The 25,655-nt window shown below is 70.8% G+C and carries 24 protein-coding genes; 9 read left to right on the forward strand and 15 right to left on the reverse strand.

Annotated elements, in window-relative coordinates:
• Positions 1–36: 36 nt before the first annotated feature.
• On the reverse strand, positions 37–2,955 hold the full coding sequence (locus tag ACWIF2_RS01160) for an FAD-binding and (Fe-S)-binding domain-containing protein (RefSeq protein WP_454357918.1): 2,919 nt from the start codon (positions 2,953–2,955) through the stop codon (positions 37–39).
• A gap of 86 nt (positions 2,956–3,041) precedes the next feature.
• On the opposite strand from ACWIF2_RS01160, the gene serC reads away from it, so the two are divergent.
• Positions 3,042–4,160 carry a phosphoserine transaminase gene (serC, locus tag ACWIF2_RS01165; protein ID WP_454357919.1) on the forward strand — a complete coding sequence of 373 codons (1,119 nt, stop codon included), beginning with the start codon at positions 3,042–3,044 and terminating at the stop codon, positions 4,158–4,160.
• 57 nt (positions 4,161–4,217) lie between these two features.
• On the opposite strand, the gene ACWIF2_RS01170 is transcribed toward serC, so the two are convergent.
• Positions 4,218–5,144, reverse strand: coding sequence for an NAD(P)-dependent oxidoreductase (locus ACWIF2_RS01170; RefSeq protein ID WP_454357920.1), 927 nt, complete (start codon positions 5,142–5,144; stop codon positions 4,218–4,220).
• A gap of 55 nt (positions 5,145–5,199) precedes the next feature.
• On the opposite strand from ACWIF2_RS01170, the gene ACWIF2_RS01175 reads away from it, so the two are divergent.
• Positions 5,200–5,796: a TetR/AcrR family transcriptional regulator gene (locus ACWIF2_RS01175; RefSeq protein ID WP_454357921.1), complete on the forward strand. Its 597-nt coding sequence runs from the start codon at positions 5,200–5,202 to the stop codon at positions 5,794–5,796.
• A 114-nt stretch (positions 5,797–5,910) separates the two neighbouring features.
• Here ACWIF2_RS01175 and ACWIF2_RS01180 read toward each other — a convergent pair whose 3' ends face one another.
• The 7 genes from ACWIF2_RS01180 to ACWIF2_RS01210 form a co-directional block, all read right to left on the reverse strand.
• Complete coding sequence (locus ACWIF2_RS01180; RefSeq protein ID WP_454357922.1) at positions 5,911–7,509, reverse strand: alpha/beta hydrolase; 1,599 nt, start codon at positions 7,507–7,509, stop codon at positions 5,911–5,913.
• A gap of 220 nt (positions 7,510–7,729) precedes the next feature.
• Positions 7,730–8,026 (reverse strand): hypothetical protein, encoded by a 297-nt coding sequence (locus tag ACWIF2_RS01185; RefSeq protein WP_454357923.1) that lies wholly within the window; start codon positions 8,024–8,026, stop codon positions 7,730–7,732.
• A 130-nt stretch (positions 8,027–8,156) separates the two neighbouring features.
• On the reverse strand, positions 8,157–10,343 hold the full coding sequence (locus ACWIF2_RS01190; protein WP_454357924.1) for a bifunctional polysaccharide deacetylase/glycosyltransferase family 2 protein: 2,187 nt from the start codon (positions 10,341–10,343) through the stop codon (positions 8,157–8,159).
• Complete coding sequence (locus ACWIF2_RS01195; RefSeq protein WP_454357925.1) at positions 10,343–11,041, reverse strand: hypothetical protein; 699 nt, start codon at positions 11,039–11,041, stop codon at positions 10,343–10,345. The genes ACWIF2_RS01190 and ACWIF2_RS01195 overlap by 1 nt, the downstream gene beginning before the upstream one ends.
• Before the next feature lie 80 nt (positions 11,042–11,121).
• A complete protein-coding gene (locus tag ACWIF2_RS01200) occupies positions 11,122–12,642 on the reverse strand; it encodes a cellulase family glycosylhydrolase (RefSeq protein ID WP_454357926.1) in 1,521 nt (506 codons plus the stop codon).
• A 130-nt stretch (positions 12,643–12,772) separates the two neighbouring features.
• Positions 12,773–13,591, reverse strand: coding sequence for an ABC transporter permease (locus ACWIF2_RS01205; RefSeq protein WP_454357927.1), 819 nt, complete (start codon positions 13,589–13,591; stop codon positions 12,773–12,775).
• Positions 13,588–14,547 (reverse strand): ATP-binding cassette domain-containing protein, encoded by a 960-nt coding sequence (locus tag ACWIF2_RS01210; RefSeq protein ID WP_454357928.1) that lies wholly within the window; start codon positions 14,545–14,547, stop codon positions 13,588–13,590. Before ACWIF2_RS01210 ends, ACWIF2_RS01205 begins: the two co-directional genes overlap by 4 nt.
• A 106-nt stretch (positions 14,548–14,653) precedes the next feature.
• Here ACWIF2_RS01210 and ACWIF2_RS01215 point away from each other — a divergent pair, with 106 nt between their 5' ends.
• Complete coding sequence (locus tag ACWIF2_RS01215; protein ID WP_454357929.1) at positions 14,654–15,427, forward strand: TetR/AcrR family transcriptional regulator; 774 nt, start codon at positions 14,654–14,656, stop codon at positions 15,425–15,427.
• A 202-nt stretch (positions 15,428–15,629) separates the two neighbouring features.
• On the opposite strand, the gene ACWIF2_RS01220 is transcribed toward ACWIF2_RS01215, so the two are convergent.
• The gene (locus tag ACWIF2_RS01220; protein WP_454357930.1) at positions 15,630–16,610 is read right to left on the reverse strand and encodes a WD40 repeat domain-containing protein; all 981 of its coding nucleotides are present in this window, start codon (positions 16,608–16,610) and stop codon (positions 15,630–15,632) included.
• Between the two features lie 183 nt (positions 16,611–16,793).
• Here ACWIF2_RS01220 and ACWIF2_RS01225 point away from each other — a divergent pair, with 183 nt between their 5' ends.
• The gene (locus ACWIF2_RS01225) at positions 16,794–17,468 is read left to right on the forward strand and encodes a GDSL-type esterase/lipase family protein (RefSeq protein WP_454357931.1); all 675 of its coding nucleotides are present in this window, start codon (positions 16,794–16,796) and stop codon (positions 17,466–17,468) included.
• On the opposite strand, the gene ACWIF2_RS01230 is transcribed toward ACWIF2_RS01225, so the two are convergent.
• On the reverse strand, positions 17,456–18,208 hold the full coding sequence (locus tag ACWIF2_RS01230) for an aminoglycoside adenylyltransferase family protein (RefSeq protein ID WP_454357932.1): 753 nt from the start codon (positions 18,206–18,208) through the stop codon (positions 17,456–17,458). The genes ACWIF2_RS01225 and ACWIF2_RS01230 overlap by 13 nt on opposite strands.
• 146 nt (positions 18,209–18,354) lie before the next feature.
• Here ACWIF2_RS01230 and ACWIF2_RS01235 point away from each other — a divergent pair, with 146 nt between their 5' ends.
• Positions 18,355–19,347 (forward strand): aldo/keto reductase, encoded by a 993-nt coding sequence (locus ACWIF2_RS01235; protein ID WP_454357933.1) that lies wholly within the window; start codon positions 18,355–18,357, stop codon positions 19,345–19,347.
• A 190-nt stretch (positions 19,348–19,537) separates the two neighbouring features.
• On the opposite strand, the gene thpR is transcribed toward ACWIF2_RS01235, so the two are convergent.
• A complete protein-coding gene (gene thpR / locus ACWIF2_RS01240; protein ID WP_454357934.1) occupies positions 19,538–20,110 on the reverse strand; it encodes an RNA 2',3'-cyclic phosphodiesterase in 573 nt (190 codons plus the stop codon).
• A gap of 25 nt (positions 20,111–20,135) precedes the next feature.
• Here thpR and ACWIF2_RS01245 point away from each other — a divergent pair, with 25 nt between their 5' ends.
• Both ACWIF2_RS01245 and ACWIF2_RS01250 read left to right on the forward strand, forming a co-directional pair.
• Positions 20,136–20,657, forward strand: a complete 522-nt coding sequence (locus ACWIF2_RS01245) for a GNAT family N-acetyltransferase (protein ID WP_454357935.1) — start codon at positions 20,136–20,138, stop codon at positions 20,655–20,657.
• Between the two features lie 106 nt (positions 20,658–20,763).
• Positions 20,764–21,351 carry a Uma2 family endonuclease gene (locus ACWIF2_RS01250; RefSeq protein WP_454357936.1) on the forward strand — a complete coding sequence of 196 codons (588 nt, stop codon included), beginning with the start codon at positions 20,764–20,766 and terminating at the stop codon, positions 21,349–21,351.
• 26 nt (positions 21,352–21,377) lie between these two features.
• Here the strand turns inward: ACWIF2_RS01250 and ACWIF2_RS01255 are convergent, their stop codons facing one another.
• The gene (locus tag ACWIF2_RS01255) at positions 21,378–22,757 is read right to left on the reverse strand and encodes an MFS transporter (RefSeq protein ID WP_454357937.1); all 1,380 of its coding nucleotides are present in this window, start codon (positions 22,755–22,757) and stop codon (positions 21,378–21,380) included.
• Positions 22,758–22,784: 27 nt separating this feature from the next.
• Positions 22,785–23,222, reverse strand: a complete 438-nt coding sequence (locus tag ACWIF2_RS01260) for a MarR family winged helix-turn-helix transcriptional regulator (RefSeq protein WP_215120700.1) — start codon at positions 23,220–23,222, stop codon at positions 22,785–22,787.
• Positions 23,223–23,377: 155 nt separating this feature from the next.
• Between ACWIF2_RS01260 and ACWIF2_RS01265 the strand changes: the two genes are divergently transcribed.
• A complete protein-coding gene (locus ACWIF2_RS01265) occupies positions 23,378–23,560 on the forward strand; it encodes a ribbon-helix-helix protein, CopG family (RefSeq protein WP_382495174.1) in 183 nt (60 codons plus the stop codon).
• A gap of 13 nt (positions 23,561–23,573) precedes the next feature.
• Here the strand turns inward: ACWIF2_RS01265 and ACWIF2_RS01270 are convergent, their stop codons facing one another.
• Entirely contained in the window at positions 23,574–25,025 is a 1,452-nt protein-coding gene (locus ACWIF2_RS01270) for an NCS2 family permease (protein ID WP_454357938.1), read from the reverse strand.
• A 117-nt stretch (positions 25,026–25,142) separates the two neighbouring features.
• Between ACWIF2_RS01270 and ACWIF2_RS01275 the strand changes: the two genes are divergently transcribed.
• On the forward strand, positions 25,143–25,427 hold the full coding sequence (locus tag ACWIF2_RS01275) for a DUF2530 domain-containing protein (protein ID WP_454357939.1): 285 nt from the start codon (positions 25,143–25,145) through the stop codon (positions 25,425–25,427).
• Positions 25,428–25,655: the final 228 nt, after the last annotated feature.

The following is a 25,655-nucleotide window of genomic DNA, read 5'->3' on the forward strand; positions in this document are numbered from 1 at the left end:
GACACTCGGGTCCGCCCGCCGCGTGGTCCGAACGCCTCAAGCGCGTCCGCGTTCGTCCGTGGGGGCGACTCCCCCTCCGGTCTCGTCCCCCGCCCCCTCCAGCCCCGCCGCCAGCACCTCCGCCAGATGGCTCCCCCGCACCCCCGCGAGCTGCTCCAGCTGCGTGCGGCAGGAGAAGCCGTCCGCCAGGACCACCGTGCCGTCCGGGGCGTCGCGCACCGAGGGCAGGAGCTGTTCCTCCGCACAGGCCGTGGACACCTCGTAGTGGCCCTTCTCGAAGCCGAAGTTTCCCGCCAGGCCGCAGCAGCCGCCGCTCAGTTCGCCGGAGAGCCCGGCGGCCGCACGCAGCCGGCGGTCGGCGGTGTCGCCCAGTACCGCGTGCTGGTGGCAGTGGGTCTGCCCGGCCACCGGGCGGTCGACGCGCGGCGGCGTCCAGCCGGGGGCGTGGCGTTCCAGTGTCTCCGCGAAGGTGAGGACCTTCGCGGCGAGGCGGGCCGCGCGCGGGTCGTCGTGCAGCAGCTCGGGGACGTCGGTGCGCAGGGCGGCGGCGCAGCTCGGCTCCAGGACCATGACCGGGGCGTCGGTGTCCAGCACCGGTTCCATCAGGTCGAGCGTGCGGCGCATGACGGTACGGGCGCGGTCCAGCTGGCCCGTCGACACATACGTCAGCCCGCAGCAGACGCGGCCCCGGCCCCGCAGCACCGACAGCGGATCCATCGCCACCGTCCGCCCGTCGCCCACCGGCGGTTTCACCAGCCGCAGCGTGGGCGGCAGCCCCACGCGCAGCCCGGCCGCCTCCAGCACCCGTACGGCGGCCTGTCCGACGGCGGGCGAGAGGTGCTCGGTGAAGGTGTCGGGCCACAGGATGACCAGGTCGCCCGAAGCGGGGGCCGCCTTGCCCCGGCGCCGCTCCCACCACCGGCTGAACGGCTCCCTCGCCACCCTCGGGATGTCCCGCTCGGGCGCGATACCGCCCAGCCGTTTCGCCGCCCACACGAGGGGCCGTACCCCCGAGAGCGCGTTGACCAGCCATGCCGTGCGCGTGCGGGACACCGCCCGGAGCCACACCGGGAGCCGTCCCATCGAGTGGTGCGCGGCCGGCCGGCGCCGGCCGGCGTAGTGGTGGTGGAGGAACTCCGCCTTGTACGTGGCCATGTCCACCTCGACCGGGCAGTCCGAGCGGCAGCCCTTGCAGGACAGGCACAGGTCCAGCGCGTCCCGTACCTCGGTGGAGCGCCAGCCGTCGGTCACGACCTCACCCGCGAGCATCTCGTGCAGCAGCCGGGCCCGCCCGCGCGTGGAGTGCTCCTCCGCGCCGGTCGCCCGGAAGGACGGGCACATCACGGCGGAGCCGGACACCGATGTCGTACGGCACTTGGCGACGCCCACGCAGCGTCGTACCGCCGCCGAGAAGTCACCGCCGTCGGAGGGGTAGCCGAAGGCGACGTCGACCGGTTCGCGGGGCAGGACGGCGAAGCGCAGGTCGGCGTCGAGGGGCGCGGGGCGTACGAGCATCCCGGGGTTGAGCAGGTCGTCGGGGTCCCAGACGCCCTTCGTCCGCTCGAAGAGGCCCACCATCTCCTGGCCGTACATCTTCGGCAGCAGCTCCGCCCGTGCCTGCCCGTCGCCGTGCTCCCCGGACAGCGAACCGCCGTGCGCCACCACCAGTTCCGCGAGCTCCTCCGAGAAGCGGCGGAAACGGGCGACACCCGCCTCCGTCAGCAGGTCGAAGTCGATACGGACGTGGATGCAGCCGTCCCCGAAGTGCCCGTACGGCGTGCCGCGCAGCCCGTGCCCGGTGAGCAGCGCCCGGAAGTCCCGCAGATACGCCCCGAGCCGGGCGGGCGGCACCGCGCAGTCCTCCCACCCCGGCCAGGCCTCACTGCCGTCCGGCATCCGCGTCGCCGTACCGCTCGCGTCCTCCCGGATCCGCCACAGCGCCCGCTGCCCCGCCGGGTCGGTGACCACCAGGGCGTCCACGACATCGGCCGCCCGCACGATCGCCTCCGCACGCGCGCGTGCCTCCCCCGCCGACTCCCCGCCGGTCTCCACGAAGAGCCAGGCCGCGCCCTTCGGCAGGGCCGCGGCGGACGGCACCAGGTCCGCCGACATCCCCTCCACCGTCAGCGGCCCGAGCGGCAGCAGCCCGGCAGCGGCCTCGGCCGCCGCGCTCTCGTCGGTGTAGCCCAGCACGGCCAGCGCACGCGCGCGTGGCGCCTCGACCAGTGCTACGACCGCCTCCGTCAGCACCCCCAGCGTGCCCTCGGAACCGCAGAAGGAGCGGGCGACGTCGGCGCCCCGCTCGGGCAGCAGGGCGTCCAGCGCGTACCCGGAGATGCGGCGGGGCAGCTCCGGGAAGCCCGTGCGCAACCGGGACAGCTCGCCGTCCACCAGGGCCCGCAGCCCGTCCGGCGCCCCCGCCCAGTGCTGCCCGAGCCGCAGCCGCCGCCCCCGTGCGGTGACCACGTCCAGCTCGCGCACGCTGTCCGCGGTGGTCCCCCACGCCACCGAGTGGGAACCGCACGAGTTGTTGCCGATCATGCCGCCGAGCGTGCACCGGCTGTGCGTGGACGGATCAGGGCCGAACCGCAGCCCGTGCGGAGCGGCGGCCTCCTGGAGCCGGTCCAGCACCAGCCCCGGCTGGACGACGGCGGTACGGGTCACCGGGTCGAGTGACAGGAGCCGGTTCATGTGCCGGGTGAAGTCCAGGACGACACCGGTGCCGGTGGCCTGCCCGGCGATGGACGTGCCCCCGCCGCGGGCGACCACGGGCACGCCGTGCTCCCGGCACACGGCCAGGGCGGCGGCCACGTCGTCGGCGTCCACGGGGGCGACGACCCCGCGGGGGACCCGCCGGTAGTTGGACGCGTCCATCGTGACCAGCGCGCGGTCCGTCACGCCGAACCCCACGTCACCGCGGACCGCGCCGCGAAGCTCCGCCTCAAGTTCCGACATGGGTCCATCCCATACCCACCGCCACCCCGTCTCACCCGACGGACGACGTTTCGCCCAGGTTTCTGGAAACGGCTACGCTCCCCCTCGTGGCTGAGATCCAGATTCCCGCTGACATCAAGCCCGCCGACGGACGTTTCGGCGCGGGCCCCTCCAAGGTGCGGACGGAAGCGCTGGACGCGCTGGCCGCGACCGGCACCTCCCTCATGGGCACCTCCCACCGGCAGGCCCCGGTCAAGAACCTGGTCGGCAAGGTGCGCGAGGGCGTACGTGAGCTGTTCCAGCTCCCCGACGGCTACGAGGTGGTCCTCGGCAACGGCGGCTCCACCGCGTTCTGGGACGTCGCGACGCACGGCCTGATCGAGAACAAGTCGCAGCACCTCAGCTTCGGCGAGTTCTCCTCCAAGTTCGCCAAGGCCGCCAAGCTCGCCCCCTGGCTCGCCGACCCGGACATCATCTCCAGCGACCCGGGCACGCACCCCGAGCCGGTCGCCGAGGCGGGCGTCGACGTGTACGCGTTCACGCACAACGAGACCTCCACCGGTGTCGCCGCCCCGATCAAGCGGGTGCCGGGTGCCGACGAGGGTTCCCTCGTCCTGGTCGACGCCACCTCCGGCGCCGGCGGCCTGCCCGTCGACATCGCCGAGACGGACGTCTACTACTTCGCCCCGCAGAAGTCCTTCGCCTCCGACGGCGGCCTGTGGATCGCCGTCTTCTCCCCGGCGGCGATCGAGCGCGCGGAGCGTATCCACGCGTCCGGCCGCCATGTCCCGGAGTTCTTCTCCCTGCCGACGGCGATCGACAACTCCCGCAAGAACCAGACGTACAACACCCCGGGCCTCGCCACGCTGTTCCTCCTCAACGACCAGCTGGAGTGGATCAACGGCCAGGGCGGCCTGGACTGGTCGGTCCGCCGCACGGCCACGTCCGCGCGGACGCTGTACGGCTGGGCCGAGGACGTCAAGTTCGCCAACCCGTTCGTCACCGACCCGGCCAAGCGCTCGCAGGTCATCGGCACGATCGACTTCAGCGACGAGGTCGACGCCGCCGCCGTCGCCAAGGTCCTGCGCGCCAACGGCATCGTCGACACCGAGCCGTACCGCAAGCTCGGCCGCAACCAGCTGCGCGTCGCGATGTTCCCGGCGATCGACCCGGCGGACGTCGAGGCGCTCACGAAGTGCATCGACTACGTGATCGAGAAGCTCTGACCTTCTCCCTTACGTGACGGAGGGCGCCCCGCGTGTGCGGGGCGCCCTCTCTCGTGCTCAGGCGGGCGCGCCCCTGCCGAACACCTCGAACAGCCGGGTCAGGCTGTCCTCTTCGTAGCCTGCCGCCGCCCCGCGCCGGAACGTCTCCAGCACCGCGGCGGGCAGCGCCGGGTCCACGCCCGAGTCACGCGTCGTGTGCACGACGTGGTCCAGGCTCGCCACGGCCATCGAGATCCGCTCGACGTCACCGGAGTGCCGCCCCGCCTCGATCCGCGGCGTGTAGAAGTCGAGGAACTGGCTCATCCCGCCCAGCGTCCCGGCCGCGTACGGCGTGATCTCCGAGGCCCTGATGCCGTTCGCGTCCGCCAGCGCCAGCATGTGCAGCCAGGCCGTCAGGGTCGTCCAGAACAGGTCCATCTGGAGCTGGTAGTAGAGCGCGGCCAGGCCCGGGTCCGCCCCGCGGTAGTCGGTGCCCGTGATGACCTTCAGGACGTCCTCGTACTGCTCGAAGAGGTCCCGGGGGCCGCTGTAGAAGGTGTCGAACTCCTGCGACCCGATGCCGGACGGCGGTGTCTGCACGCCGCCGGTGAGATGGCGTGCGCCGTGCTTCGCCGCCCAGGCGGCCCCCTCGCGGGCCTCTTCCGGAGTGTCCGAGCTGAGGTTGACCAGGACGCGGCCCTCCAGTGCCGCGGTGGCGGGTTCCAGGACGGCGTACATCGCGGCGTAGTCGGTGAGGCTCAGCAGGACGACCTCGTTGGCCGCCAGCGCATCCTCGACCGTGGCGGCGCGCACCGCTCCCCTGGCCACCAGTTCGTCGGCGCGGCTCGCGGTGCGGTTCCAGACGGTGACCCGGTAACCGGCGTCGAGATAGGCGGCGGCCATCGCGCGGCCCATGGGGCCGAGACCGATGACAGTGACGGAAGTGCTCACAGATGTCTCCCCGAAGATCACTGAAGCGAGGACTAGAACGAACGCTCTATCCATCGAGGAACCTAGCACAGTGACTAGAGCGATCGCTCTAGCCCGGTAAAGTGGCGGCGTGAAGACGAAGGCCCCGCACGACCTCGAGACCGCCGGCACCCGTGAGCGGATCGTCCGTACGGCCTCACGCCTGATGCAGCGCCAGGGCTACGAGGGCACGGGCATCAAGCAGATCTCCCGCGAGGCCGGGGCGACGCTCGGCTCCGTCTACCACTTCTTCCCGGGCGGGAAGCAGGAGCTCGGCACGGCCGCCGTACGGCTCGGCGACGAGGAGTTCACCGAGCTGCTGCGCGAGTCGCTCGGCGCGGAGCCGGAACCGGAGAAGGCCCTGCCGGCCCTCACCGCGTCTCTGGCCCAGGGGCTGCGTGACTCCGAATGGCTCGACGGCTGCCCGGTCACCTCCACCGTCGTGGGCACGGCGACCAGCGCCCCCGGCATCCAGCAGGCGGCCGCCGAGGCGTTCGCGCGCTGGCGGACGGTGGTCGCCGAGAACCTGGTCGCGGCGGGCTTCGCCGAGACGGACGCCGGGGACCTGGCCCACACGGTGATCGCCACCCTGGAGGGCGCCGAACTGGCGTCCCAGGTCTCCCGCAGCGAGGCGCCCCTGGAGGCGGCGGGGCGTCATCTGGCGCGTTTGATCGCGTCGTACAGATGACCTTCGGGCGTCCCGGGATCCCGGCATCCCGCCTCACCCTGACCGCGAAGGGCGCCCGGCGACGAGCACCGGGCGCCCTTCTTCTCACACAGTCCGAGGCTCAGGCGGGCATGTTCAGCCGCCGTGGCCCAGGACCCCGCTCAGGGTCTTGCCGACCGTCGTGACGGTCGACTCGGCCGTGCCCGGGGTCTTCTCCGCCGTGGCCTGCGGCTTGGGGTCGGGCAGCTTCTTGCAGACGGCGTCGGCGGTGCCGCTGCCGTGCGGCACCTTGCCGTTGGTGAGGTAGGTCGCCAGGTGCTTGTCGAGGCAGGTGTTGCCGCCCAGCGTGATGCCGTGGTTGCCGCCGCCCTGCTCCACCACCAGGCTGGAGCCCTTCAGCAGACGGTGCATGGTGACACCGCCCTGGTACGGGGTGGCCGCGTCGTCCGTCGCCTGGAACAGCAGGACCGGCGGGAGCTTGGAGTTGGCGACGTTCACGGGCTTCAGCGACTTCGTCGGCCAGAACGCGCACGGGGCGTTGTACCAGGCGTTGTTCCAGGCCATGAACGGGGCCTGCTCGTACACGGCCCAGTTGTCCTTGCGCCACTGCTTCCAGTCGCGCGGCCAGGAGGCGTCACGGCACTGCACGGAGGTGTAGACGCTGTAGCCGTTGTCGCCGGAGGCGTCGATGGCGGCGATGTCGTCGTACGCCTTGACCAGCGCGGCGGTGTCGTGCTTGTTGACGTAGGCCGCGAACGTCTGGGCGAGGGTGGGCCAGTAGGCGTTGTTGTAGCCGCCGGGTATGAAGATGTCCTCCAGTTCGGAGGCGCCGACCTTGCCGCCGGCCGGCTTCTTGGCGAGGGCCGCCCGCATGGCGTACCACTTGGCCTCGATCTTCTTCGGATCGGTGCCGAGCTTGTACGTGGAGTCGTACTTGGCCATCCACGCCATCAGCGCCTTGTGGCGCTTGTCGAAGGCGTAGTCCTGCTTGATGTTGGCGTCGTACCAGACTCCGGTCGGGTCGACGATCGAGTCCAGCACCAGGCGCCGCACCCGCTCGGGGTACGACTTGGCGTAGACCGCGCCGAGGTAGGTGCCGTACGAGTAGCCGAAGTAGTTGATCTTCTTCGCGCCGAGGGCCTTGCGGATGGAGTCCATGTCCTTCACGGCGCTGACCGTGTTGATGTACGGCAGGACGTCCTTGTACTTCGTGCCGCAGGCCTTGGCGAAGGACTTGGCGCGATCGAGGTTGGCCTTCTCGAGCGCGGGCGTGCTGGGCACGGAGTCGGGGCGCACCGGGTCGAAGTGACCCGGCTTGCAGTCCAGGGCGGGCTGGCTCTTGCCCACGCCGCGCGGGTCGAAGCCGATGACGTCGTACTGGGCCGCGACCTCCTTGGGCAGGGAGGAGGCGACGAAACCGGCCAGCGACAGGCCGCTGCCGCCGGGGCCGCCGGGGTTGACCAGCAGCGGGCCCTGGTACGTCGAGGCGGTGTGCGGCACGCGGGAGAGCGCCAGCGTGATCTGCTTCCCCTGCGGCTTCGCGTAGTCGAGCGGCACCTTCACCGACGCGCACTGCATCGTCGGGGAGTCGTCCGTGGCGCACTTCTTCCAAGTGACCTTCGCGGCCTGGGCGGTGGTCGCGGAGTGCGGCGCGTCGGCGCTGGCGGGAGCGGCGGTGAGGGTCCCGGCCAGGACGACGGTCGCGCCGCACAGTACGGCTGCGCTTCTTCTCATGGAGTTCTCTCAGAACGGTGAGGGGGGTCAGGCCCGCGTGTCACACGGGCCGTGCCGCATCGTTTCGGAAGAGCACGCCATGCAAATACGTATTCGACCAAGACTTGACCGAATCGAGTCATCCCATGCGAGCAAACCCTTTTAAAAGAGGGGTATTTGGGCCATCGGCACCCAAACACCCCTCCCCGTCGCGTGGACCAGGGAACTCACAAGGAACGGTTCAGGAGCCCGGGAAGGGCTGAAGGAAGCCACGGGCCCCTTCCTGGTCCTCCTTCGCGTCGTCGCCGCCGTCGTCGCACTGGGTCTGCGTCGTGTTGGTCTGGGGCCCGAACAGGACGGACCAGACGATGCTCTCGAGGCCCTGCCGCTGGGTGTTGGACGTGTAGCACGAGGAACTCTGGCCCTTGCCGCCGTCGGACGGCGCGGCACTCTGGGCCGCTACGGGCGCGGCGGAGGTCAGGGCCGCTCCGAGGATGATGACCGCCGCACCGGCCGAGTGCGCGAGGGATCGGGGCATATAGTGCAATCGCGGAGTTTTCATGATCACACCTTGAGCGGAAAAGTGCCCGGGAGGAAGACTCACGCCCCCTCGGCCGGGCAACTCAACCCGAACGGCCGCCCGGCCGTAGGACGCCGCCGGGGCCCGCTCAGGTCCGGCGCGTGGAGGGCTGCGGAGGCAGCATCACGTCTCCGCTGCGCTTGAGCCGCTGCCAGGGCAGCCGGTAGCCGTTGATCGCGGTCAGACAGGCCTGGGTGAGGACCAGATACATCACCTGGCGGTAGACGACCTGCTGAAGAGGGAGCGCCCACAGGGGCCACAGCCGCTCGCCGTCGAGGTGGAAGGCGTACGCGGCACAGACGGCCTGCACCGCCAGCACACCGCACCACGCGAGCACGGTGGTGAGCGGGTTCCCGAACACCAGGCCGTAGAGGGCCAGGATGTCGATCAGCGGGGCGAGCAGCGGGGTGAAGATCTGGAAGACGGCCAGCAGGGGCAGGCCGAGGCGGCCGAAGCGGCCCGCGGGGCCGCGCTCGAGCAGGGCGTGCCGGTGCTTCCACGCGGCCTGCATCGTGCCGTAGCTCCACCGGTAGCGCTGGCGCCACAGTTCCCGCAGCGAGGACGGCGCCTCGGTCCAGGCGAGCGCGTCCGGAACGTAGCGGATCTCCCACCCGGCCCGGTGCAGGGCCATGGTGAGGTCGGTGTCCTCGGCGAGGGTGTCCGCGCTGACCATCCCGGCGTCCCGCAGGGCTTCGGCGCGGAACGCCCCGACGGCACCGGGGATGGTGGGCATGCAGTGCAGCAGGTCGTACATGCGGCGGTCGAGGTTGAAGCCCATGACGTACTCGATGTGCTGCCACCGGCCGAGCAGCCGCCGCCGGTTGCCGACCTTGGCGTTGCCGGCGACCGCGCCGACGCGGGGGTCGGCGAACGGCTGGACGAGGCGGCCGACGGTCGAGGGCGCGAAGACGGTGTCGGCGTCCAGCATGACGACGAGGTCGTGGGAGGCCCGCAGGACACCGGCGTTGAGGGCGGCGGGCTTGCCGCTGTTGGGCTGCCGGACGACGGTGACGTTCTTCAGGGCGAGCGACTCCGCGAGGTCGGCGGTGCCGTCGCGGGAACCGTCGTCCACGACGATGATCTCGACGGGGTGGTCGCTCGCGGCGAGGGAGCGGAGCGTCTTGGGGATGCACAGCCTCTCGTTGTAGGCGGGGATGACGACGCTGACGGGCCGGGTGACGGGCCCGGGCCCGCCCGTGCCGGGGCGCCGTCGGTGGCGGCGGGCGTGGTGACGGGCCAGGAAGAGCAGCAGCACACACCGGGCCAGGACGAGCGAACCGACCACCAGCAGCAGCGCGCTGACGGCCGTCATCGCCGTCGCCGACACGGTGACGGCGGCCACGAAGACACGGCCGCTCCACCGGTCCGCCGTGTCGACGGGGCTGGTGAGGGTGTCGGCGCCGACGAGTTCGGCGAGCGTGGTGAAGCGATAGCCCTGGGCCTGCAGCCGGGGGATCAGGGTCTTGAGGGCCTCGACCGTCTGCGACCTGTCCCCGCCCGCGTCGTGCAGGAGGACGACCGCGCCCCTGCCCGCGGCCGGGGTGGCCGCGTCGGCGATCGCCCGGGCGCCCGGCCGCCGCCAGTCATTGGTGTCCTGGTCGATGAACGCCAGGACGTAGCCCTTCTCGCCCAGGCGGCGGACCAGGGACCACTCCGGGGCGTCGAGGGCGGCGGGGGTCGAGGAGTAGGGAATCCGCATCAGCGAGGTGTGGATGCCCGCGGCCCCGGCGAGGGCGAGCTGGGTCAGCGACAGCTCACGGTCGATGTCGCTCGCGGACCGGGTGGTGAGGTCCGGGTGGGAGAAGGTGTGCACGCCGATCTCGTGGCCAGAGCGGACCACCCGGCGCAGCACGTCCGGGTACCGGGCGGTCTGCTGCCCGGTGACGAAGAAGGTGCCGGGCGTTCCGTAGCGGTCGAGCACGGCCCGGATGCGGGGCGTCCAGGTGGGGTCGGGGCCGTCGTCGAAGGTCAGGACGACGGTCTTGTCCGGCGTGCGATAGGTGCGCGGACGGTCGTCGGTGGTGTCGACGACCGGGCCGCCGCCCGAGATCGAGCGGGGGACGCCGGTGGCCGGTCGTCCGCCGCGCCCTTCCTGGTCACCGGCGAAGCCTCTGGTGGTGTAGCCCTCGACCAGGAGGACCGAGGCGACGAAGGCCAGCAGGACCAAGGGGACGACGACACGGAAGCGGTGCCGCGGCGCCAGGGGCGCTCGGGTCCGGCGCGGACCGGGCGACCTCGATGAGCGGTCGGGTGACCGGTCGGGGCGCCGCCGCATCAGGGGGCCTCGGCCACCGTGGGGTCGGCGGGCGGGGGCGTCTCCGCGACACCGGACGGTGCCGACGGGCTGGGCGCCGGCGCTGTGGGCTCAGGTGCCGGTGGGGTGGGTGGGGCCGGTGGGGCGGGTGGGGCCGGTGGGGCGGGTGGGGCGGTGGTGGGCGGAGCGGGTGAGGGCGGGGCCGGGGGCGAGGGCTCGGTGGTGTCCGGGTCCGGTTCGGGGGCGGGCTCGTCGGGGTCGGCGGGCTGCTCCGGTGAGGGGGGCTCCTGCGTCGGTGCCTCCTGCGGTTCCGGGTTGTCGGAAGGTTCCGGTGCGCCGGGCGGCACGCTCCCGGCCACCAGGGGCGGGTCCAGGGAGGGACCGGGCCCGGTGAGCCCCGGGACGAGCAGGGCGCTGGGGCCGGCCGCGTCCGAGGCGTCGACGGGCGGTGCCAGGGGCGTCCCGCCCGGGGTCCGGTCGTTCGGCGCGGCGGGCGCCGCCACATCGCCGGGGAGCAGCGCCCCCGGCGCGAAGGGCGTCGCTCCCATCAGGCTCAGCCCCAGCACCGCCATATAGGCCGCCGCGCAGCCTGCCAGTCCGTAGCCGGCGCGGCGGAGATTGCGCGCACGCCTGCCGGAGGAGTCGACGAACACCGGGAGGCTCGGATCGCTCGACGGTTCCTGCCCTGTTTGCCCTCCATTGGCACGGTCAGGCGCCATAAATGTCAGCGTACGCCGCCGCCGGGCCGCCGGTCAGCCGAGGCGCCCGGCGAGCACCGGGCGCCCCGCTCACCCCGACGTCAGGTCGCCGTGCAGCTCACCGTCGGCACCGCTCCGCCCCCGGGCGCGCCCCCGAGGCCGAGACTCGCCGAAGCCCCCACCGGCACGCTCCCGTTGTGCGCGGCGTTCACCGCCGTCACGCTCGCCCCGCTCTGTGTGTACGAGGCGTTCCACATGCTGGTGACCTGCTGTGCGCCACTCCAGGTCCAGGCGACCTTCCACGAGGTCAGTGGCGTGCTGCCCGTGTTGGTCACCTTCACCTCGGCGTTGAAGCCGCCGCCCCAGTCGCTGCTCACCGTGTAGGCGGCGGTGCAGGCGGCCGGGCCGCCGGGGTCACCCGGCCCGCCCGGGTCCGGCCCGGAACCGCCGCCCGCGAAACCCGGCGCCTTGATCGCCTTGAGGTATCCGTCCTTCGCGGTGTCCACGGTCTGCCAGTCGTCCTTCAGGATGCCTCCCGTGTCGCCGGAGTTGGGGTTCCAGGACCAGAACGTCCAGTGGAAGCTGTCGGCGCCGTTCGCCGACGTCGACCGCAGGTACGTCACCAGCGCGGACAGCCACCTCTGGTCCACCGTCGACTGGAGCGTCGTACCGAACTCGCCGAGCCACACCGGGGCGATGTTCTGCTTGAAGATGTAGCCCCAGTACTTGTCCCAGATCCCCGGCATGTTGGCGGGGAACGACGGGTCACTGAACCAGGGCTGCTGGGCCACCGACGTGGCGTAGTCGTGGGCCGAGTACACCAGCCGGTTCGGCACGTCGAGCTGGACCGGGTACTGGGCCACGCCCATGAGGTTGCCGCCCCACCAGCCGTTCGTGCCGTTGTACGACTGCACGCCCTCGACCATGATCAGCAGCTCGGGGTTGGCCGACAGCACGGCGTTGCCCGCGCGCTGGGCGGCCAGGCGCCAGTCGCGGGAGGTGTCGCCGCAGCCCCAGCAGGCCGGGTCGTGGGGCTCGTTGTGCAGGTCGATGCCGACGACGGTGGAGTTGCCCTTGTAGCGCGTTGCGAGGGCCTTGAGGTTGGCGATCCAGGTCGACTCGGGGACCGACGCCGTGTACCAGAGGGCGGACTGGCCGGCCGCGTCCGGCCGGTGCCGGTCGAGGACGATCTTGAGTCCGGCCTGTCCGGCGTACGCCACGATCTTGTCCAGGACCTGGAGCGAGGTCAGGCCCCGCAGGTCGGTGTTCTTGCCGTCGTGATTGACGCTGTCGGGCATGGTGCCCGGCTTGAGGATGTCGTCGCTGTAGGGCATCCGGATGGTGTTGTAGCCCAGCGACTTCATCTGGTCGATCATGCTCTTGTAGTCGCGGGCCCACAGGCCGTGGACGACGTGGTTGGCGGTCTCGAAGCCGAACCAGTTGACGCCGGCGATCCGGACGGGCGCTCCGGCCGCGTCCAGGATCTGGCGCCCGCTGGTGTGCCAGTAGCCGGCTCCGGCCTTCACCTCGACGTCGGCGTCGGCGCGGGCCGACTCCATGCCGGCCAGCGGTAACAGGAGCGCCGCCGCAACACACAGCGCTCTACGCAGAGTGCGGAACATGTGGCTGCTTCCTCTCGGGGAGGCGCGGCCCCGGAATCGAATGGGAGCGCTCCCATAACGCCGCGCACCTCCCAGGAAACTGACGCACCATGAGCACGTCAAGACTCCGGGAGGTGTGCGGCGCTCGGGTCTAACGGCTCAGCTTCTTGAACCGCCGCACCGCCAGCGGCAGGAAGATCGCCGTCAGGATCACCGGCCACACCCCGGACATCAGCAGCGCGTGCTGCTCGACCCAGGTGTCACCGCCCACCGGCGTGCCGAACAGCTCGCGGGTCGCCGCCGCCGTGGAGGAGATCGGGTTCCAGACCGCCACCCAGCCCAGCCAGTCGGGCATCAGCTGCGGCGCGACGAAGATGCTGGAGATCATCGTCAGCGGGAAGGCCACCGCGAACAGGCCGCCCGCCGCCTCCGGGTTGGGCACGATCAGGCCGAGCCACACGCCGATCCAGATCAGCGAGAAGCGCAGCCACAGCAGCAGCCCGAACGCGCCGAGGAAGCCCAGTCCGCCATCCGGCCGCCAGCCCATGGCGAGCGCGGTGAGCATCATGATCGCCAACTCGGCGCAGGCGACGATCAGATCGGTGACGCCCCGCCCGGCCACCACCGCCGAGGAAGACATCGGCATCGAGCGGAAGCGGTCGATGACGCCCTTGGTGGAGTCGTAGACCACGACGGTCGCCGTGTTGATGAAGCCGAACGCCATGGTCATCGCGAACATGCCCGGCATCAGGAAGTCCTGGTAGTTCCCGCCGCCCGGGACCTTCATCGCGCTGCCGAAGACATAGCCGTAGAGCAGCACGGACAGGATCGGGAAGCCCAGCTGCCAGGCGATGTTGACGGGCTGGCGCTGGTAGTGGGTCAGGCCGCGGCGGACGATGTTCCAGCAGTCGGCGAGCAGCCAGTACGTGCCGCCGCGCGCGCTCGGCGTGCTCAGGTCGATGGCGCTCACGCCGTGGCCTCCTTCTCGGTCCGGTGTCCGGTCAGGCGCAGGAACACATCGTCGAGGCTCGGCCTGCGCAGCCCGATGTCCTCGACGCGGACACCCTCGTCCTGAAGGGTCCGCGCCACCTCGGTGAGCGCCGTGACCCGGTCTGCGACCGGGGCGTGCACCCGCAACTCGGTCTCGTCCGCCTCGGGTTCGCCGTCGGTGACCCGGGCGACCACCTTCACCACCCGCGGGATCTCGGCCCGCTCGGCGACCACGACCTCGATCCGGTCGCCGCCGACCAGGTTCTTCAGCCCGTCCGGGGTGTCGTCGGCGATGGCCCGCCCCTGGTCGATGACGGTGATGTGCGAGGCCAGCTTGTCGGCCTCCTCGAGGTACTGCGTGGTCAGCAGCACGGTGGTACCGCCCGCCACCAACGCCCGCAAGGATTCCCAGACCTCGCCACGGCTGCGGGGGTCGAGACCGGTCGTCGGCTCGTCGAGAAAGAGGACCGCGGGGGCGAGGATCATCGACGCGGCGAGGTCGAGGCGGCGCCGCATGCCGCCGCTGTACTTGCCCACGCCCTTGTCGGCGGCGTCGGCCAGGTCGAACTGCTCCAGCAGTTCACCGGCCCGGACCCTGGCCCGCTTGCCGCCCAGATGGAACAGCCGGCCGAACATCTCCAGGTTCTGCCGGCCCGTGAGCACCTCGTCCACCGCCGCGTACTGCCCGGTGAGCCCGATCCGGGCCCGGACCTCGCGCGGCTGCCGGGCCACGTCGAGACCGGCGACCGTGGCGCTGCCGCCGTCCAGCCGGATCAGCGTGGACAGGATGCGCACGGCGGTGGTCTTGCCCGCCCCGTTCGGCCCGAGCAGGCCGTGCACCGTGCCCTCGCGCACGGCCAGGTCGAAGCCGTCGAGGGCGCGTTTCTCGCCGTACCGCTTCTCCAGCGCCTCGGCCCGTACCGCGTATCCGTCCATGCCGCCCCTCCCGTGCCCGCACTTCACCGGTCTCTGAACTGAGTACAGCGTACCCGATTACGCGTACGGCGTACCCAGTTTTTGTGGCGGCCTCTAAGCTGGGCCCATGACGAGTGGTGCGGGCAGTACGGAGACCAGCGGCAGCGGCGATATCGCCCGCACCCTCGAACTGCTGTGGGACACCGGCCGCCGCCCCAGCCGGGGCCCCAAGCCGACGCTGACCTTGGACCGGATCGTGGAAGCCGCCGTCCAGGTGGCGGACACCGAGGGACTGGACGGGCTGTCCATGCGCCGCGTCGCCGCCGAACTCGGCACCGGCACCATGTCGCTGTACCGGTACGTCCCCGGCAAGGGCGAGCTGCTCGACCTCATGCTGGACCGGGTGCAGCGCCGCTCCGACAACCCGTCCGACCTCGGCGACGGCGGCTGGCGCGCCGCCCTGGAGGCACTGGGCCGCACGACCCTCGCCCTCTACCGCCGCCACCCCTGGCTGCTCCACGTCAACCAGTCCCGCCCGGTTCTCGGCCCGAGCGCCGTCGACGGCATGGAGAAGATCCTCACCCGGATCCGCCCGATGGGGCTGACCGATCCCGAGCTGGTCTCCGCGGTCATCATGATCGACGGGTACGTCGTCGGAGCCGCGCGCACACAGCTGTACGAGCGGGAGGCGGAGCGCCGGACGGGCCTGACGGACGCCGAGTTCTGGCAGGCACAGGTGCCGGTCCTGGAGAAGGCCATGGCCTCCGGCCGCTACCCGGTGATGGCCTCACTCTCCGAGGACAGCTTCGGGTCCGACTTCGACCACTTCGAGTTCGGGCTGCAGCGGATCCTGGACGGCCTCGAGGTCCTGGTGGAACGACGCGGCCGGTCGGCCACCTAGGGCCTGTCGTTTGGATCACGCCGCAGACGCGGAGCTTGGCACGCACATCTGCCGCGTTGTCGTCACTCGCCGACGCTCCGCGTCGACTCCCTCCTCCGCCTTGCAGCTGCACGCGCCAAGCCCCGCTCACCGGCGCCGAACAGCACCGTCTCTTTCCTGCGACCTGATCCAAACGACAGGCCCTAGGACTGCCGGGCTCCCCCTACCGCCGCCGTCGCCTCAGCCCCCGCAGCACGAACAGCGCGGCACCGGCCACGGCGACGGCGATGGCGCCGTTCTTGAGATTCCCGCTCAGCCCGTCACCGTCGCCACCGTCCGAGGCGGCCGAACTGCCGCTGCCGGAGGGCGAGCCGGACCCACCGGACCCGGGAGCGTCCTGCGGCTCCACGGGACTGTCGGCCCCCTCGGCGCCGTACATGAGCTTCTTCCCGTCGGCGGTGTAGGTGACGGACTCCCCCTGCCCGAGGAACGGCACCCCGAGCCGCTCTCTCTTCTTGATCTTCCCGCCGTTCCAGTCGTACGCGATCGCTCCGAAGTAGCTGCGTACGACGAGCTGTTCGGCGTCCGGGGAGAGCGTGGCGTCGGTGGCCTCCAGGTCGGGGACGGCCGCGACGGGCCGGAAGATGTTCGACCCGGAGGGGGAGAGTTCGGCCGGCCCCTCGTAGAGGTGCCCGCCCTTCTCGTTCTTGTCGACGATGTAGACGCGGCCGGTCTTCGGGTGCACGACCAGCGACTCGGCGTCCCGCGCGCCGTCGGAGTACTTCACGACGTACTGCGTGGCCCGGACGGTCTGGTCGCGCAGGTTCTTCGGCTCGGGCAGCCGGTAGATCCACACATACGGCCAGCTGCCCCCGAGGTTGTCGCCGATGTCGCCCACGTAGATCTGGTTGTCGGGCCCGATGGAGATGGCCTCGACATCGCGCGGGCTGCCCACACCGGCCATGGTGATCGTGGCGACGGTCTCGCCCGTCGCGCTGTCCACGGCGTAGAGATACGCCCCGTCGTCGCTGTCGTTGTGCGTCCAGTAGATGCCGGGGTGCTGACGGGAGGCAGCCAGGCCGCTGGACTCGGTGATGCGCGGATCCTTGATCGTGAACTCCTCGTCACCGTCGGCTGCGGAGGCGGGCACGGCGAAGGCGCCCACGAGGAGAGCCGCGGCGAGGAAGGCGAACGGTCTGCGCATGCCCCAAGACTGCCATCCCGCTCCGCGGTTCATCGGCACAACGGATCACGGGCGAGACGCATCACGGGCGAGAGGCTTCACGGACGGCCGCCGGGTCAGCCCCCGGTCCGCCGCCGTCCCGCGTGGCCCGACTCACACCCCGTCCGGCGGCCCGAGCCTCCCGTGATCCTCCATGATGAGCGGATGCTCAGGTTCATGCCCGTAGGTGACTCCATGACGATCGGAAGCACGGGCGAACACACGTGGCGCTACCGGATCTGGCAGCACCTGTGCCGTTCCTACGGCGGCCCCTTCACCCTCGTCGGCCCGCGCGAGACGCTCTACGACAAGCTCGACGAGGCCCCGACGTCGTACGCCTACGCCGAACCGGACTTCCCGCGCGCCCATCTGGCCGGCTGGGGCGAGGGCTGGCTGCACATGGCCCCGCTGATCGGCGAGGCGGTGCGCAAGCACCGCGCCGACGTTCTCCTGGTCTCCCTGGGCCTCATCGACCTGGGCTTCTACACGAACGCGGAGCAGACCGCCGAGAACGTCCGGGCCTTCGCGGCCGAGGCACGGGCGGCGAACCGGCGGGTGCGGATGGTGTGGCTGCCGGTGACCCCGAACGTACGGGCCCAGACGGACACGGCGTTCGCCACCGAGGTCGCCCGCTTCAACGAACTGCTGGCGAAGACGGCCGCGGACCTCGACGAGCCCGGCTCCCCCATCCTCCTGGCCTCGACCCCGCCGTCGTACGACATCCCCACCGACACCTACGACGGCACGCACCCGGGCTCGAGCGGCGAGCACAAGATCGCGGCGGCGTTCGCGGAGGCGATGTACCAGGCGTGGGACCTGGGCGAGCCCTACGAGGAGTAACTCCCGGTGATCGCCCGGACCAGGAACTCCGCGCAGGCCCGGGGCGCAAGGTCGTCCCAACGCTCGTCCTCCTGCCCGAGATAGACGGCTCGGGCACGGGCGAGCACGGGCCGGTGCTCGGCGGGCAGCCGCTCGAGCGCCCACACGGCCGCCGCGTCCTTGGAGCGGATGTCCCCGGTGATGAGGGTGGACCAGATCCTGGCGAGGGTGAGCAGCACGTTGCGGGTGTCGGAGTCCAGCTCGGCCATCAGATCCGGCACACCGGCGACGACGGCCCGCCTGAGGTCGGCGTGCGGCACGGGATCGAGGAGCTCGGCGGGCGGCGGCCCGTGGAGCGGGGCATCGGCGAGCAGCACCATGGTGAGGAGAGGCGCGAGGTCGGGGCTGGGCTCGCGCCCCGGGACCACCCCACGCTCGTACTCCTCCCGCAGCCAGTCGCCGTAGAGAAAGTCGCAGATGGGCGGGTAACGCCAGGGCCGCACATCGTCCCGCACGACGACGATCAACTCGACGTACCGCCGCCCGTCCACACCGGACACCTTGAGCAACTCCCCTACCACCTCCCGGCGTTGGGCGTACGTCATGGGCTCCTTCACGACGGCCAGGACGTCGATGTCACTGTGCGGGCGCAGTCCGCCGAGGGTGGCGGAGCCGTGGAGGTAGATGCCGAGGAGGGTGTCGGGGAGGGTGCGGTGGAGGAGCCGTTCGACGAGGTGCTGGGTGTCGGGCCGTTCTGGCATGTGCGCGCATCCCCTTGTCGTGGTCACCGTGCGGATCGTTGTACTGCGCGGTCCGGCGTCGCCACAGCGCCGGCCCCGACGAGACAGCACGCTGACCTACACGCGTGCTTGCCTCGAGCGCACTTCAAGACGTTGGCTTGGGCAGCATGAAGTACACGCAGCTCGGACGCACGGGACTCAAGGTCAGCCGGCTCGTCCTCGGCACCATGAACTTCGGCCCGCAGACCGACGAGGCCGACAGCCACGCCATCATGGACGCGGCGCTGGACGCGGGCATCAACTTCTTCGACACCGCCAACGTGTACGGCTGGGCCGAGAACAAGGGCCGTACCGAGAGCATCATCGGCAACTGGTTCGCCAAGGGCGAGGGACGGCGCGACAAGGTCGTCCTCGCCACGAAGGTGTACGGCAACATGGGCGCCGACGGCCCGGCCTGGCCCAACCACGACAAGCTCTCCGCCGTCAACATCCGGCGGGCCGTGGACGCCAGCCTCAAGCGGCTCCAGACCGACCACATCGACGTCTACCAGTTCCACCACATCGACCGGGACACCCCCTTCGACGAGATCTGGCAGGCGATCGACGTCCTGATCCAGCAGGGCAAGATCCTCTATGTCGGGTCCTCGAACTTCCCCGGCTACAAGATCGCCCAGGCCAACGAGATCGCCGCCCGGCGCGGCGGGACCATCGGGCTGGTCAGCGAGCAGTGCCTGTACAACCTCGCCGAGCGACGTGCCGAGATGGAGGTCATCCCGGCCGCTCAGGACTACGGTCTCGGCGTCATCCCGTGGTCGCCGCTGCACGGCGGTCTGCTGGGCGGCGTGCTCAAGAAGGAGGTCGAGGGCGGACGACGTGCCTCCGGCCGCGCGGCCGACGCCCTCGCCGACCCCGCCACCCGCGCGCAGATCCAGTCCTACGAGGACCTGCTCGACAAGCACGGTCTGGAGCCCGGCGAGGCCGCCCTGGCCTGGCTGCTCACCCGCCCGGGCGTGACCGGCCCGATCGTCGGCCCGCGCACGGCCGAGCAGCTCGCCTCCGCCCTGCGAGCGGCCGACCTCGAGCTGTCCGAGGAGCTCCTGACCGGCCTCGACGAGATCTTCCCGGGCCCGGGCCCGTCACCGGAGGCCTTCGCCTGGTAGCGCCCCTGAAAGGGGCGCGGGGAACTGCGCAACCAGCCCCCCACCGGCCCGCAGCCGGAAGGCGACCGCAGTTCCCCCCGGCGCGCCCTCCTACCTCCCCAGCGCGGAAGCCAGGGCGACAACGAGAAACATCAGCACGAGCACACCGGCCATGATCCGGTTACGGGTTTTCGGGTCCACGGCACCGAGCCTAACCGGCACCCCCGAGCGCCCACCGACCGACCGCCTCATACCGGGGCTGCTCACCCGGAACCCCCGAGGTCGGCAGATTGCTCCGCACCAGCGCCAGCTCGCCCACCGTCCAGGTCCGGCTCGTGAACCCGGCCAGGGCGTCCAGATACGCTCGTACGTCCCGCGCCTCCCGGCTCCTGGCGATCGTCAGGTGGGCCTTGTACCGCCGGTGCTCCCCCATCGGCACCCCCGCCTTCCGCGCCGCCGCCTCGGCCCGGTCGGCCAGCAGCCGCAGGGTCGCCAGATCGCCCTCGGCCCCGGCCCACAGCGCCCGGCCGTGCCCGAACTGACCGCCGCCCCGCATGGCCAGCGCAAAGGCGTCAGTACGGCGGGCGGCCTTCTCCAGCCGAGCCGACAGCTCCGGGACCAGCCCGTCGTCGACCTCGCCGTAGAAGGCGAGCGTGAAGTGCCAGCCGGCCCTCCCGGTCCAACGCATCCCGTCCGCTCCGGGGAGCTTTCGCAACCCGTCCACGACGACACCGAGTTCACGGATCACCTCATCGGGGGGCAGCACGGCGGCGAAGAGTCTCATGGCCCCAGCCTGGCACCATGAGGCCATGGAGATCAGCATCAGAGAAGGCGGTCCCGACGACATTCCCGCGATACTCGGCATGCTCGACAGCTGTGTGGAGTGGCTGGTCTCACAGGGGCGCACGGGGCAGTGGGGGACGAAGCCCCTGTCCCAGAGCCCGAAGACGGTGGAGTCGGTCGGCCGGTACATGGGCGAAGGCAGCGTGTACCTCGCCGAGGCCGACGGCGTTCCGGCCGCCACCCTCACCCTCACCGACTCGCCCGGCGCCTACCTGGCCCGTCTCGCGCCGCCCGGCGAACCCGAGCGGTACATCCACTGGCTGGCCTCCGACCGCCGTTTCAAGGGCCACGGCCTGGGCAGCGCGCTCCTCGCGCACGCCGCCGAGGAGACCCGCCGCGCCGGGGTGGGCCTCCTCCGGGTGGACTGCTACGCAGGCGACGACGGCAAGCTCGTCCGCTACTACGAGGCCAACGGCTTCACCCGCGCCGAGGCCTTCACGGTCGGCGAGAACGACTGGCCCGGGCAACTACTGGCCCGCAGGGTGTAGCCCCCGGCCCGCACGCGCCGGAGCCGGGCGTGTCCCGGTCACCGTGCGTATCGTTGTACCGCGCGGCCGGATTCATCCGCGGATGCGGCCGGGGAGGAGCGCCACGATGACCGTCCTTGACGACAGGATCGAGATGGCCGACAGCAGCGGCGAACTCACCCTCGACATGATGTTCGAGTGGGTGGAGACGATGCCGGTCCCCGAGGGCTACAAGGTCGAGATCGTCGGGGGGAACATCTTCATGGCGCCTCAGCGGGACACCCACTGGGACATCATTCTGGACATCGTCGAGCAGCTGCGGGCCAAGTATCCGCGCAAGCGCGTGAAGTCCGACGTCCGCGTCGACTACCCGGGCCACCTCAACGGCTTCGCCTCCGACGTGACCGTGATGGCGGAGGGAGCGGTGAAGAACGAGAAGGGCCTGTGGCGCTACCAGGACGTCGAGTTCGTCGCCGAGATCATCTCCAGGAAGACCGCCGCCAACGACTACGGCCCCAAGAAGGACGCCTACGCCACGGCCGGCGTGCCGGTGTACCTGATCGTGGACCCGTACACCGGCCGCTGGCATCTGCACACCAAGCCCAAGGACGGCGAGTACCGGGGCGAGCTGAGCCTGGACTTCGGGGACGAGATCGACCTGACGGGCACCGTGGTCGGGCTCGTCCTCGAGACCGGCGAGTTCCCCCGGGACTGAGGCCGGGACTACTCCGCCCTACGCCCCTACGCCGCCGGAGCCAGTGCCTCCGGCTGCTCCCGGGGGACGAACCGCACCCGCGGGTGGCCGTGGTGCCAGCCCACCGACAGGCGCAGATTGCCGACGCGGGCCAGGATCAGGCCGATCACGGCCGCGGCGGCGACCGCCATCGCACCACCGGCCGCCAGGCCGACCCGGGCGCCGTAGGTGTCGGTGATCCAGCCGACTATCGGGGCGCCGACCGGGGAGCCGCCGAGGAAGACCATCATGTAGAGGGCCATGACACGGCCGCGCATGGCCGGGTCCGTGGACATCTGGATGCTGGTGTTCGTCGTGACGTTGACCGTCATGCCGAACAGGCCCAGCGGGACCATGAGCAGGGCGAACAGCCACAATGTCGGCGTCGTCGCCGCCACGATCTCCAGCGCACCGAAGACCATGGCGGCGGCGATCAGCAGCCGCAGCCGGGCCGTACCGCGCCGCGCCGCGAGCAGGGCGCCCGCGACGGAGCCGACCGCCATCAGCGTGTTGAACATGCTGTAGGCGCCCGCGCCCGCGTGGAACACGTCGTCCGCGAAGGCCGAGAGGTAGACGGGGAAGTTGAAGGCGAAGGTGCCGACGAAGCCGACCAGGACGATCGGCCAGATCAGCTCGGGCCGGCCGGTGACATAGCGCACGCCCTCCCTCAGCTGTCCCTTGCCGCGTGGGGCGCGCTCCACGGCATGCAGCTCACGGGCGCGCATCAGCAGCAGACCGGCGAGCGGCGCGACGAAGGACAGTCCGTTGAAGAGGAAGGCGAAGCCGGTGCCGACGCCGGTGATGAGTATGCCCGCGACGGCGGGGCCGACCAGGCGGGCGGACTGGAAGTTGGCGGAGTTCAGGCTGACCGCGTTCTGCAGCTGCCCGGGGCCGACCAGCTCGGAGACGAAGGACTGCCGGGCCGGGTTGTCGACGACCGTGGCCAGACCCATCGCGAAGGCGGCGACGTACACGTGCCACACCTGGACATGGCCGGTGAGGGTGAGGACCGCGAGGGCGAGGGCGGTGAGGCCCATCGACGACTGGGTGACGAGCAGGGTGGGCCGCTTGCGCAGCCGGTCGACGAGGACACCGCCGTAGAGGCCGAAGAGCAGCATCGGCAGGAACTGCAGCGCGGTCGTTATGCCGACGGCGGCGGAGGAGCCGGTGAGGCTGAGGACCAGCCAGTCCTGGGCGATGCGCTGCATCCAGGTGCCGATGTTGGAGACGACCTGCCCCAGGAAGAACAGGCGGTAGTTCCTGACCTTCAGGGAGGAGAACATCGAGGACTTGCGCGGGAGCGGGCCGGAGGGAGGCGGGTCGGAGGCGGGCGGGGAATCGTGGGGATCAGGTGCGGGGACGGAAGCTGCTCCGGGTCCCGAACTCAAAGGGTTCGCCTCCTTGCGACATACGGCTTACAGATGCGCGAGCTTCTCCAGCACGGGGGCGGCGGCGCGGAGTTTCGCCCACTCGTCCTCGTCGAGGTCCTCGACCAGGGTGGCCAGGAACGCGTTCCGCTTGCGGCGGCTCTCCTCGAGCATCGTTTCCGCCTGCTCGGTGCGCGTCACGACCTTCTGGCGCCGGTCCTCGGGGTGCGGCTCCAGACGGACCAGCCCCTTCGCCTCCAGCAGCGCCACGATGCGGGTCATCGACGGCGGCTGGACGTGTTCCTTGCGGGCGAGCTCGCCCGGCGTGGCCCTGCCGCAGAGGGACAGGGTGCCGAGCACCGACATCTCGGTGGGGCTGAGCGACTCGTCGACACGCTGGTGCTTGAGCCGACGGGACAGCCGCATCACGGCGGATCGGAGGGAGTTCACGGCGGCTACATCGTCGCCATGGCTGAGGTCCGGCATGTTCTTTAGCGTAACTCATTACTCTCGCTAAAGACTACCGGGGACACGCGAAAACACCCGTGACCCTGGCCACTTACCCGTGACATCACTCATATGGGTGATGCGATGGCGGAACGCGACCCACCGCACCGAACGATGCCGCGACCCTCATGCCCATGGGGACCAGCGTGCTCAGCCTGCGAATAGACCACGACCTGCTCGACCGGCTCCGGCACCATGCCGCGAAAAGGGGAATGAGCGTCCAGGACTATGTCGTCCGGACGCTCATTCGAGATGACTTCGACGAACGGTTCGAGGCCGCCGTCGAGGAGACGGAGAAGTTCTACGGAGTCACCTGAGGACCCCGTCCGGTCAGGTCAGCCCCAGCGCGGGCATCAGGTAGTAGAACCCGAACACCGCCGCCACCACGTACATCGCCGTCGGGACCTCCCGGCCCCGGCCGGCCGCCAGGCGCAGCACCGCGAAGGTGATGAAGCCCATGCCGATGCCGTTGGTGATCGAGTACGTGAACGGCATCATCAGCATCGTCACGAAGGCCGGGACGGCGATCGTGTAGTCCGCCCAGTCGATCTCCTTGACCGAGCCGGAAAGGATCAGGAAGCCGACCGCGACCAGGGCCGGAGTGGCCGCCTGGGACGGCACCATCGTGGCGACCGGCGTCAGGAAGAGGGCGAGGGCGAAGAGGCCGCCGGTGACGACGTTGGCGAGGCCGGTGCGGGCACCCTCGCCGACCCCGGCGGTGGACTCGACGAAGGCGGTCGTGGCCGAGGAGGAACTGGCACCACCGGCGGCGACGGCGAAGCCGTCCACCAGCAGCACCTTGTTGATGCCGGGCATCTGCCCCTGCGCGTCCGTCAGCTTCGCCTCGTCGGAGACGCCCATGATCGTGCCCATCGCGTCGAAGAAGCACGACAGCAGCACGGTGAAGACGAACAGCACGCCGGTCAGCATGCCGACCTTCTCGAAACCGCCGAACAGACTGACCTGCCCCACCAGCCCGAAGTCAGGACTGGCAACGGGATTCCCGGGCCACTTCGGAGTGGTCAGCCCCCAGCTCGGCACATCGACCACGGCCTCGATCACCACCGCCACCACCGTCATGGCGACGATAGAGATCAGGATCGCCCCGGACACCTTGCGCACGATCAGCGCGAGCGTCAGCAGCACCCCCAGCACGAAGACCAGCACAGGCCACCCGTTGAGATGCCCGTCGCCACCCAGCTGCAGCGGCACAGTGGTCTGCGCGACATCCGGGATACGCGAGACGAACCCGGCGTCGACCAGCCCGATCAGCATGATGAACAGGCCGATACCGATGGAGATGGCCTTGCGCAGCCCGAAGGGCACGGCGTTCATGACCCGCTCGCGCAGCCCCGTGGCGACCAGCAGCATGACGACGAACCCGGCGAGAACCACCATGCCCATCGCATCCGGCCAGGACATACGCGGAGCCAGCTGAAGCGCGACAACCGAATTCACACCCAGCCCGGCGGCGAGCGCGATCGGCACATTGCCGATGACACCCATCAGCAGGGTGGTGAAGGCCGCCGTGAGGGCCGTGGCGGTGACCAGCTGGCCGTTGTCCAGCTGGTGGCCGTACATGTCCTTCGCGCTGCCGAGGATGATCGGATTCAGCACGATGATGTAGGCCATCGCGAAGAAGGTGGCGAGACCGCCCCGGACCTCGCGGGACAGGCTGCTGCCCCGCTCGGAGATCCGGAAGAAGCGGTCGAGTGCGCGGTACGTGGGCCCGGCTCCCGGCTGTTCAGGGGCGGGGACCTGGGCGGGAGCCGAGGACGACATGTGTTTGGTGGTTCCTACGAAGAGAAGTGGTCAGACACAAACCGTTTCAGTATGAACATATAAACCCCCGAACGACCATCTCCGCGCGTAGACCTGATCGCCTCGTAAGCTGTCCCCATGGCGAAGTGGACCCCCAGGCACGAGGCGCCGGAGCCCCTGGAGGGCCCCGTGGTCGCCACCATCATCGGCGGCACGATTCTGTGGTTCCTCCTCTTCCTGGTTCAGCTCCCCTTCTATGGCTGGTTCGACGACCACGGCCACACCTGGTGGCTCTGGACCTGCCTGGCCGGAGGCGGCCTAGGCCTGCTGGGCGTCTGGTACGTCCGCAAGCGCGACGCCGCGATCAAGCGGGCCGCAACGCAGGACACCCCGGAAACCCGCCCGACTCCTTCGGCCCCGTAGGCCCAAACGGGGGTCAGCGGGTACGCACCCGCACCCGCGCACGGCGAGAAGGGGCCGTGTCGGGGGGTGTCCGCCCGCAGCGGTTGTCGCGTCAACGCACAGCCAGTCGGCGTCCCACCCCATCGCGACGTTCCGAGGACGGACACCCCCCGGCGCGGCCCCGACCCACCACCACCGCGCAGGCGCGGACGCGCACCCCCACGCTCCGGCGAGACACATCCCCGCCCC

This window comes from Streptomyces sp. NPDC055506, from assembly GCF_053643595.1.

Excerpts from the sequence above, each read along its gene's own strand:
- ACWIF2_RS01250 (WP_454357936.1), top strand. The coding sequence starts at position 20,764 with ATGACCGTCCTTGACGACAGGATCGAGATGGCCGACAGCAGCGGCGAA.
- ACWIF2_RS01190 (WP_454357924.1), bottom strand. The coding sequence starts at position 10,343 with ATGCGGCGGCGCCCCGACCGGTCACCCGACCGCTCATCGAGGTCGCCC.
- ACWIF2_RS01230 (WP_454357932.1), bottom strand. The coding sequence starts at position 18,208 with ATGCCAGAACGGCCCGACACCCAGCACCTCGTCGAACGGCTCCTCCAC.
- thpR (WP_454357934.1), bottom strand. The coding sequence starts at position 20,110 with ATGAGACTCTTCGCCGCCGTGCTGCCCCCCGATGAGGTGATCCGTGAA.
- ACWIF2_RS01200 (WP_454357926.1), bottom strand. The coding sequence starts at position 12,642 with ATGTTCCGCACTCTGCGTAGAGCGCTGTGTGTTGCGGCGGCGCTCCTG.
- ACWIF2_RS01235 (WP_454357933.1), top strand. The coding sequence starts at position 18,355 with ATGAAGTACACGCAGCTCGGACGCACGGGACTCAAGGTCAGCCGGCTC.
- ACWIF2_RS01160 (WP_454357918.1), bottom strand. The coding sequence starts at position 2,955 with ATGTCGGAACTTGAGGCGGAGCTTCGCGGCGCGGTCCGCGGTGACGTG.
- ACWIF2_RS01210 (WP_454357928.1), bottom strand. The coding sequence starts at position 14,547 with ATGGACGGATACGCGGTACGGGCCGAGGCGCTGGAGAAGCGGTACGGC.
- ACWIF2_RS01215 (WP_454357929.1), top strand. The coding sequence starts at position 14,654 with ATGACGAGTGGTGCGGGCAGTACGGAGACCAGCGGCAGCGGCGATATC.
- ACWIF2_RS01170 (WP_454357920.1), bottom strand. The coding sequence starts at position 5,144 with ATGGATAGAGCGTTCGTTCTAGTCCTCGCTTCAGTGATCTTCGGGGAG.
- ACWIF2_RS01185 (WP_454357923.1), bottom strand. The coding sequence starts at position 8,026 with ATGCCCCGATCCCTCGCGCACTCGGCCGGTGCGGCGGTCATCATCCTC.
- ACWIF2_RS01220 (WP_454357930.1), bottom strand. The coding sequence starts at position 16,610 with ATGCGCAGACCGTTCGCCTTCCTCGCCGCGGCTCTCCTCGTGGGCGCC.
- ACWIF2_RS01245 (WP_454357935.1), top strand. The coding sequence starts at position 20,136 with ATGGAGATCAGCATCAGAGAAGGCGGTCCCGACGACATTCCCGCGATA.
- ACWIF2_RS01265 (WP_382495174.1), top strand. The coding sequence starts at position 23,378 with ATGGGGACCAGCGTGCTCAGCCTGCGAATAGACCACGACCTGCTCGAC.
- ACWIF2_RS01260 (WP_215120700.1), bottom strand. The coding sequence starts at position 23,222 with ATGCCGGACCTCAGCCATGGCGACGATGTAGCCGCCGTGAACTCCCTC.
- ACWIF2_RS01270 (WP_454357938.1), bottom strand. The coding sequence starts at position 25,025 with ATGTCGTCCTCGGCTCCCGCCCAGGTCCCCGCCCCTGAACAGCCGGGA.
- ACWIF2_RS01195 (WP_454357925.1), bottom strand. The coding sequence starts at position 11,041 with ATGGCGCCTGACCGTGCCAATGGAGGGCAAACAGGGCAGGAACCGTCG.
- ACWIF2_RS01275 (WP_454357939.1), top strand. The coding sequence starts at position 25,143 with ATGGCGAAGTGGACCCCCAGGCACGAGGCGCCGGAGCCCCTGGAGGGC.
- ACWIF2_RS01180 (WP_454357922.1), bottom strand. The coding sequence starts at position 7,509 with ATGAGAAGAAGCGCAGCCGTACTGTGCGGCGCGACCGTCGTCCTGGCC.
- ACWIF2_RS01225 (WP_454357931.1), top strand. The coding sequence starts at position 16,794 with ATGCTCAGGTTCATGCCCGTAGGTGACTCCATGACGATCGGAAGCACG.